Here is a 2,032-nt window from a genome sequence, read left to right on the forward strand (position 1 = left end):
TCCTTGGGAGCGCTCCCACTGGTTCACAGGTTGTGACGCCACATCACAACTCCACCCCTCGCTCCCTGAACCGCAAGGAGGAACCAGGGCCATGCCACAAAGACGGGCCCGGCGGCTGTGGACCGCTGTCGCGGCCACCCTGGCACTACCGCTCGCCACCCTGACCGCCCTGCCAACTACCGCTGATGCGGCGGCAGTTGAATGCAGCGTCGACTACAAGACCAACGACTGGGGCTCCGGCTTCACCGCCGATCTGACGATCACCAACCGCGGCGCCGCGTCGATCGACGGCTGGACCCTCACCTACAACTACAGCGGCAACCAGAAACTGGCCAACGGCTGGAACGCGACCTGGTCGCAGTCCGGAAAAGCGATCACCGCGAAGAGCCTTTCGTACAACGCAAAGATCGCACCCGGCGCCGCCGCCACGGCAGGCGCGCAATTCACCTACAGTGGCGCGAATTCGGCGCCCACCGATTTCGCCGTCAACGGCACCACGTGCGCGGGCGCCCACCAGCCGCCGATCACGGTGCTCACCAGTCCGAAGGCCGGCGCGGTCTACTCGGCCGGCGACGCCGTCCCGCTCGCCGCCACCGCCGCGGCGGCCGACGGAGCGAGCATCGACAAGGTCGAGTTCTACGACGACACGACGCTGCTCGGCACGGACACCACCGCCCCCTACGGGCTCAGCGCGGACACCCTGGCCGCCGGGACGCACTCCCTGTACGCCAAGGCGTACGACAGCCAGGGCGCCTCCGGCGAGTCGACGCCCGCGGGCATCACGGTCGCGGCGGGGCCCGCCCTGGTCGCCACCCCCTCCCAACTCGGCGTCCAGCAGGGCAAGTCCGGCACCTTCGACGTGAAGCTGTCCACGCAGCCCGCCTCGAACGTCACGGTCACGACGGCCCGCACGAGCGGAAATGCGGGCCTGTCCGTCTCCTCCGGCGCGAGCCTGACCTTCACGCCGTCGAACTGGAACACGGCACAGAAGGTGACCATCGCGGCCGACGCGTCCGGCACGGGCGCGGCCACCTTCGGCGTGACGGCCCCGGGCCACACCAAGGCCGCGGTCACCGTCACGCAGCTCGCCGCGTCCAAGACGTACGACGCCCGCTTCCTCGACCTCTACGGGAAGATCACCAACCCGGCGAACGGCTACTTCTCGCCGGAGGGTGTCCCCTACCACTCGGTCGAGACGCTGATCGTCGAGGCGCCGGACCACGGCCACGAGACGACGTCGGAGGCCTACAGCTACCTGCTGTGGCTCCAGGCGATGTACGGCAAGGTCAGCGGCGACTGGTCGAAGTTCAACGGGGCGTGGGAAATCATGGAGAAGTACATGATCCCCACCCACGCGGACCAGCCGACGAACTCCTCCTACAACGCCTCCAAGCCCGCGACGTACGCGCCCGAGCACGACCTGCCCTCCCAGTACCCGGCGAAGCTCGACCCGTCGGTCTCCGTGGGCAGCGACCCGATCGCCGGGGAGCTGAAGAGCGCGTACGGCACGGACGACATCTACGGCATGCACTGGCTGCAGGATGTCGACAACGTCTACGGCTACGGCAACGAACCCGGCAAGTGCGAGGCGGGCCCGACCGCCACCGGCCCCTCCTACATCAACACCTTCCAGCGCGGCGCGCAGGAGTCGGTGTGGGAGACGGTGCCGCAGCCCACCTGCGACGCCTTCAAGTACGGCGGCAAGAACGGGTATCTGGACCTGTTCACCGGTGACTCCTCCTACGCCAAGCAGTGGAAGTTCACCAACGCCCCGGACGCCGACGCGCGTGCGGTGCAGGCCGCCTACTGGGCCAGCCTGTGGGCCAAGCAGCAGGGCAAGGGCTCCGACATCTCGGCGACCGTCGGCAAGGCCGCCAAGATGGGCGACTACCTGCGCTACTCGATGTACGACAAGTACTTCAAGAAGGTCGGCAACTGCACCGGGCCGACGGCCTGCCCGGCCGGCACCGGCAAGGACGCCTCGCACTATCTGATGTCCTGGTACTACGCCTGGGGCGGCGCGACCGACACC

At 68.4% G+C, this 2,032-nt stretch carries 1 protein-coding gene; it reads left to right on the forward strand.

Translation table 11 applies throughout. The features are described 5' to 3' along the window. Nucleotides 1-91: 91 nt before the first annotated feature. Nucleotides 92-2,032 (forward strand): glycoside hydrolase family 48 protein (locus tag ACQKIP_RS46015; protein ID WP_427745729.1); only part of this gene is annotated, 1,941 nt, incomplete at its 3' end.

It is taken from the genome of Streptomyces sp. NPDC059900 (assembly GCF_050270335.1).
GTDB lineage: Bacteria > Actinomycetota > Actinomycetes > Streptomycetales > Streptomycetaceae > Streptomyces.